A 6,534-nucleotide genomic window follows, 5' to 3' on the forward strand; every position below is an offset into this window, starting at 1 on the left:
AGTTCCTGTTAATCAATTTATCAACAACAGACTTTAACAGAGCCTTCTTTTTAAATAATCCAAAAAGGAATCCTTCATTTCATCTTTTAAATAGTTGCATCTATATTTTTCATATTTTTGGTCTGAATTAAGAGAAAAAAGATAGGTGGAATGTGGTATATTCACCTTTTCTCCTATCTAAAATAAACAGACCTTCACCAATTGTACTAACCTCAAAAAGTTAAATTCTTTATTATAACTTTTAGCAATCAGTATAAATTTAGGAGAGGGTTTCTCATATTTCATTAATTAATTCGATAAAATCTTCAGCAGAAAGAACATTGAATGAATATTGTGATACATCGAACATGCCGCTTTTATAGTCATTTGAAATAATAAAGTCTGCGTTATAACCTATGGCACATTGCACAAACATTAAATCTGTTTTATCTTTAATCTCAGAAACATCATCCATATCTGCTATATTTACTGAACTACCATAATAAAATAATTTTGAAATGTAATTTAAAGTTTTCAATCTATCATTTTTATCATCGATAAATTTTCTAGCGAAATTTTTAGTAACATATAATAATTCGCCTATACTATCTTGTGAAAAACCTAAATATATTTTATTATCTCTTATTAGTTTAAGAATAGTTTGGCAATTTGAATTACCATAAAACTATCCTTGAATGAAAATGTTTGTATCAATAACTACTTTATACTTTTTCGTCATCTTCTTTTATAATCTAATGCTTTTTTAATTTCATCAGGAGTTAGATTTTTTTCACTAATTGTTTTTTGAATAATGTCTTGAAGATCATCCATGAAGTCTAATACTTGGTCTTCTTTTTTTACGACTGTTGCCATGTCTTTTTCCTCCCTATTATCCATATAGTAACACCACCTTAAAAGAAGTTATTACTATACTTTATTGCCTATATTGTACCATATATTCCTCTTCGGAAGAAGAAATTCATTGGGATATTTTCTCATTGACAAAACAAAATAATTTGAAATAAAGAATATTTTGTCAATTATCGAGGTTTTTGGAAAAATAAATAAGCCAGGAGTTAAAACCCGTCCTAAGCATTTTCAACAATGTTTTTAATTGTATCTACTAACTCTTCAATACGTTCTTTGTGCGAAATTATATATACTCTAGCTGTTGAATAAAGATTCCCTTACAACATACACGTAAATCAATAACTTCAGTCACGTTTGGAAAATTCTCAGTAGCTTGTAATCCTATAACTTCTGCATCTGAAAAAATGGTTAAACCACTTCCTTCACCAAAAATCGATATACCAAAATCATTAATATATTTGAATTATTAGTTCGAGAAAGGTAACTAAGGCGATTCAACTTTTCTAGCAATCTTCTCTTCATATTTTTTAGATTCAAACCCTAAGAGGAATGCTCTGTGATCTTAAACATTGAAACAATAATTTGAGCTTGTAAACCCTCTAATTGTATACTTCTAATATAAGCTTTTACATCATGTACTGTTATAAAATCTTACACAGTAATTCCTTTTTTCTCTTGTAGATAATGTTTCATCGCTCGATACTCTTGATTTTTGTTAATAATTTTTTTGTGAATCTAATACAAAAAACCACCTTCCTATTGGTTTAGTTTCCAACAGAATAGGCGGTTTTAACTAGTTTGATGACAGATTAACCAATTTCACTTAAAACTTCTATGTTTGTTTCATCTATCACTAATAATCACGTTATAAAAACGAATGATTGCTATCTAATCAACCAAGAGAATAGGATGTCACCCCTTGTTACCAAGGGAGCTCGTCCTATTATTTTCCTTGTTGCTTGTTCATCGCTGTCATCATTTGATTGATTTTCTTTTGAGAAGGTTTCATTCCCATTTGCATCATCATCATTTTTAACATTTGCTCATTAATTGGTGGGTTTTTCTTTAAGTAGTTCATCATGTATTTACGCGCAATAAAAAATCCGATAACAATACCGGCGATTAAGGCTACGACAATACTTAACCAAGCGTACCAAGGCATATCTTTTTTCCTCCTTCATGTTGTCTATACTTTAGTGTACTAGACCAGATAATATTATACAATATCTGTTACAGAATTTCTCCATTTTACACAAAATTTCTTTCTTTTATCGGTTTTAACCAGCCGAATCTCCCATTTTCTACATCAATGGCTAAAAAAGAAGGCTCATGTTTGCGAATAATTTCAAAGAAAATAGATTCTGCATCATAGTAGCCATCTGCTTCTATCGATAAATAATTCTCTTCCACTGTTAACGATGCTTTGCTTAAATTTCCATTATCAATATAAAAAACTCCCTCTTTTAATTGAAAGCTTTTATTTTGCTGCAGAGCGGCATATAATTGATTTTCAATCATCCATTTGGAAATAGGAAGTGTGATAAAATCAACCTGTTTTTGAAGAATTCTCTTTAATTGTTCATCGTCTGTTTTAGTATGGTCCGAAAATAAATTGTAAAACAAGCGTTCTCTACCGTTATAATGAATGGCGACCTTTTCTTTTATTAAATACAATTGATATCTTCTCATACTTCACCTTCACCAACCTGTCCACTTCTTTTCCTTCTATTATAAAGAAGGTTTATTTCAAGATGTGTCTCAAGGTGTAAAAAAAACAGACTTATTTTGTCGAATCAGAGAAAGTAGGATGGACTGATAGTAAACACAGCCATCCTGCACCATTTAATTTTCTAACAGTGCTTTTAATCGCTTCACTACGTTAGACACGCTAAATCCGTATTCTTCTAAAATTTCATTTCCAGGCGCAGATGCTCCAAAGGTTTCTATGGAGAGTACATCTCCTTCGTCCCCTGCATATTTATGCCAACCAAGAGAGCTTCCCATTTCAATCGCTAATCTTTTTTTCACTGTTTTTGGCAATACTTTTTGTTTATACTCTTTGGATTGCTGCTCAAATCGATCCCATGCTGGTAGACTAACGACTGAAACATTTATTCCTTCTTTCTCTAATTCTTTTTGGGCTTCAACCGCTAGGCCAACTTCTGAACCTGCTGCAATTAATAGGGCATCAGGCGTTTCTGCTTTTGAAGGAGAGATGACATAGCCACCCTTTGATACCCCTTCATAAGCACTATCCTTTGTACCTTTAATCGTCGGTAAGTTTTGTCTTGTTAACACTAATGCTGTTGGCTTATCCTTAGACTCTAGAGCAATTTTCCAAGCGGCAGCTGTCTCATTCCCATCGGCTGGTCGAATGACAGATAGATTTGGCATCGCTCTTAATGAAGCTAATTGCTCAACAGGCTCGTGAGTTGGGCCGTCCTCACCTACTGCAATACTATCATGGGTGAATACATAGGTTACAGGCAATCCCATTAGTGCTGCAAGACGAATGGCAGGTCTTAAATAATCGGAAAAAACAAAGAATGTTCCGCCAAATATTTTTAAGCCACCATGCAACATAATTCCGTTTAAAGCAGCTCCCATCGCAAATTCTCTTACTCCAAACCAAATATTTCTACCTTCTGGAGTTTCAGGTGTAAAATCTTTCTCTCCCTTTATCATTGTATTATTACTTCCTGCTAAATCGGCGGAACCACCAATTAAGAATGGAAGATTTTTTGCAATACTATTGATTACTTCCCCTGAAGATGCACGACTTGCTAAACTGCTTCCCTCTTCATAAACTGGCATTTCTCGATTCCAACCCTCGGGCAAGGTATCTGCTAATGCAGCTTTTAATTGTTTTGCAAGTTCTGGATATTCTTTTTCATAGCTTGAAAAAAGCTCATTCCATTCTTTTTCCTTGTTCTCGCCATGTACAGCAACAGACTCTTTAAAGTGATTATATACTTCATCTGGAACATAAAAATCTTCATCGAATGTCCAGTTATATGCTTCTTTTGTTAACTTAAGTTCATCTGCACCAAGGGGAGCGCCATGAACAAGGGATTTACCGGCTTTATTAGGCGCACCAAATCCAATTATCGTTTTCACTTCAATTAACGTTGGTTTCGTTTGATCATTTTTCGCTTCTTCAAGTGCTTTTGCGATCCGATCTGTGTCATTTCCATCTTCTACACGGATATACTGCCAACCATATGCTTTAAATCGCTGTTCCACACTCTCGGAGAAGGATTTATCTAAATCGCCATCTAAAGAAATATCATTGGAATCATACATTACAACTAATTTGCCTAGCTTTAGATGTCCAGCAAGAGAAGCAGCTTCAGCAGATACCCCTTCCATTAAATCGCCATCCCCACAAATGCTATATGTATAATGATCAACGATTGCATAGTTATCTTTATTGTAAACTCCCGCTAATTGTTTTTCTGCAATCGACATCCCCACAGCCATCGCAATTCCCTGTCCAAGAGGACCTGTTGTAGCATCAACCCCAGCAGTATGTCCATATTCAGGATGCCCTGGAGTCTTACTTCCCCATTGTCTAAATTGTTTTAGGTCGTCAAGGGTTAAGTCATAGCCTGATAAATGCAATAAGCTATACAGTAATGCAGAGCCATGTCCGGCAGATAACACAAAGCGATCACGATTAAACCAGTCAGGATTTTTAGGATTATGATTCATATAAGATGTCCATAAGGTATACACCATCGGAGCTGCTCCCATCGGCATTCCTGGATGACCTGATTTTGCTTTTTCAATTGTATCAATGGATAGAGTTCTAATCGAAGCAATCGATAAATGGTCAAGCTTTGTATTCACTATTCAACATCCTCTCATTTTCAAATAATAATTATGCCTAAATGATTCTTTTTCTCCAATAAACTAAGAAAATAAGCACCACTATATACTTTCGACATTTATTTCGTATTTTACCCATAAATTCCAATAGAAAACATAAAAAAAACTTACACGGCACAACTAACACAATGATTTAGTTGTGCCGATTCCACTTGCTTTCAATATTGTTTAAATATGCATTTGGGTCCTGCTTAAATCTTCTCTGTTTTGTGTGTTCATGTATTCGACTGTCCCACTTACTAACTTCTTTTTTATAGCCAGAATAAGTAGCATTCCGAATCTTCTGCAGCCCATCTTGTTCATTTTTAACATTTTCAACGAATACGATGTTTTCACCGTGACGAACAATGTATCGATTCCAAGTTCGACTGCCTGTAATCCTACGATGCCTTACTTTTGTTCTTCTAAAGAAAAGCTCTAAATCATTATTTGTCCTTGGCAGGAGAGGGTAATCGTAAAATGTAAAGAGACCTTTCCAAAAGCCTTTACTATATCTCATCAGATTGTCCACAAAGGCAAAATCATCTTCACGGTTTAGTTCCTTTTCTATTTGGGTCAGATATTGTTTTAACCGGGATTCAACCCAAGAACTTGTTTTGTTTTCGGAAGGATCCATGATTGTGGCAATCCTTTTAAAACGCAGATCCCACCGTTTTACGAGCTGATAATCCTTTTTGTAGTTATCCACATTTCTGACTATTCTGAACAGCTTTTCAAGTAAAGGAGTCCCCTTTTTTATCCAGGCATTTTTCAATCGAGTCCTTGATTGATTTTGTTCGCTCAAAGACACGTGTACCTGGTAATTCAAACGGTGGTTTTCCATCTTCCAAAAGCACTGAACGAATCGCCGCTACATAGTCACTCGCAATTTCTTCTTCCATGCTTACTGATGATGATTCTTCAATTTTTCTTTCGATTTCCCGAATTCCCCTTAGCTTCTTTTTGATGTTTGTCTTTAGCTTTCTGTCCTTTTCTACCAACGGTTTTGCGATATCTTTGAAGTAATGGAACTGACAGTATTGATATGGGATGTCCGGTGCTATCTTTTCGATTGCTAAACGGATTGACTGCTGACCATCACTGATGAAACCTTGGATAGGGTAACCCCAATCAAGAATTGGTTGAATAATTCCGATTAACTCTTGAGAGGCGCTACTCTTTAAATTATGTGCTGCCAAGATGGTGCCACTTAAGACCTCGCGAATAACATACAACGTTTCATTTCCTTTTTCAGGTTGAACGCCATCAATGGATAAGATTAATCCATTGTTCTGTTCCACGACTTCCTCTAAGGTTTCTTTCATATTTTCTGTAATCGCTGAACGAAGAAGTAACGCATATCGTTCGTACAGTTTCTGAACTTGCCTTTCTGAGATTTTCACTTGCTTCTCAGCTAGGATGGTGGCAATTTCTGAACGGGTTTTATGTTCTTTGAAACGCAAGTGCCCAATGTGGGCAATGACATCCATGCCATAGGTGATGTGCTTCATACTAAGTTGCTCAGCCTCCGCAGAACGATAAACAGTATTGTTCTCACAGCCATTATTTTCACAGCGATAGCCAAGATTAATAACTTTAAATTCCCCTTTTAGGGTAGAGATGGTTTTCCTCCATACAGGATGGCAATAGGTTAATTTCTCTCCACAGTCAGGACAATTTGAAATTTCAGGACTGTAATAGATAGACTCGCTTGGATTCAACCTGTTTTTAGTACGCATAAATAAACACCAACTTAAATAATTAATAAGTCTATTATAACCTATTTTATCCGTTGGTGTTATTTATTCCGTGTAAGAA

6 protein-coding genes and 1 pseudogene are annotated in these 6,534 nt (G+C 35.1%); all 7 read right to left on the reverse strand.

The features are described 5' to 3' along the window. Window positions 1–274 precede the first annotated feature (274 nt). Window positions 275–640: pseudogene (locus ADJ83_RS24900) on the reverse strand (PIN domain-containing protein); the annotation flags it as partial. Window positions 641–714: 74 nt separating this feature from the next. Beyond that, a complete protein-coding gene (locus ADJ83_RS25590; RefSeq protein WP_155986794.1) occupies window positions 715–852 on the reverse strand; it encodes a hypothetical protein in 138 nt (45 codons plus the stop codon). A gap of 940 nt (window positions 853–1,792) precedes the next feature. Further along, window positions 1,793–2,011, reverse strand: a complete 219-nt coding sequence (locus ADJ83_RS11515) for a YneF family protein (protein WP_016205025.1) — start codon at window positions 2,009–2,011, stop codon at window positions 1,793–1,795. An 86-nt stretch (window positions 2,012–2,097) separates the two neighbouring features. Beyond that, a complete protein-coding gene (sirA, locus tag ADJ83_RS11520) occupies window positions 2,098–2,538 on the reverse strand; it encodes a sporulation inhibitor of replication protein SirA (protein ID WP_031540187.1) in 441 nt (146 codons plus the stop codon). Window positions 2,539–2,691: 153 nt separating this feature from the next. After that, the gene (gene tkt / locus ADJ83_RS11525) at window positions 2,692–4,698 is read right to left on the reverse strand and encodes a transketolase (protein ID WP_031540188.1); all 2,007 of its coding nucleotides are present in this window, start codon (window positions 4,696–4,698) and stop codon (window positions 2,692–2,694) included. Window positions 4,699–4,870: 172 nt separating this feature from the next. After that, a complete protein-coding gene (locus ADJ83_RS11530; RefSeq protein ID WP_152910798.1) occupies window positions 4,871–5,425 on the reverse strand; it encodes a hypothetical protein in 555 nt (184 codons plus the stop codon). A 25-nt stretch (window positions 5,426–5,450) separates the two neighbouring features. Continuing rightward, window positions 5,451–6,455: a transposase gene (locus tag ADJ83_RS11535; RefSeq protein ID WP_109769519.1), complete on the reverse strand. Its 1,005-nt coding sequence runs from the start codon at window positions 6,453–6,455 to the stop codon at window positions 5,451–5,453. Window positions 6,456–6,534 lie beyond the last annotated feature (79 nt).

This window comes from Bacillus sp. 522_BSPC, assembly GCF_001076885.1.
Lineage (GTDB): Bacteria > Bacillota > Bacilli > Bacillales > Cytobacillaceae > Niallia > Niallia hominis.

Coding starts and splice junctions, on each gene's coding strand:
- ADJ83_RS25590 (WP_155986794.1), bottom strand. CDS start 852: ATGGCAACAGTCGTAAAAAAAGAAGACCAAGTATTAGACTTCATGGAT.
- ADJ83_RS11515 (WP_016205025.1), bottom strand. CDS start 2,011: ATGCCTTGGTACGCTTGGTTAAGTATTGTCGTAGCCTTAATCGCCGGT.
- sirA (WP_031540187.1), bottom strand. CDS start 2,538: ATGAGAAGATATCAATTGTATTTAATAAAAGAAAAGGTCGCCATTCAT.
- ADJ83_RS11535 (WP_109769519.1), bottom strand. CDS start 6,455: ATGCGTACTAAAAACAGGTTGAATCCAAGCGAGTCTATCTATTACAGT.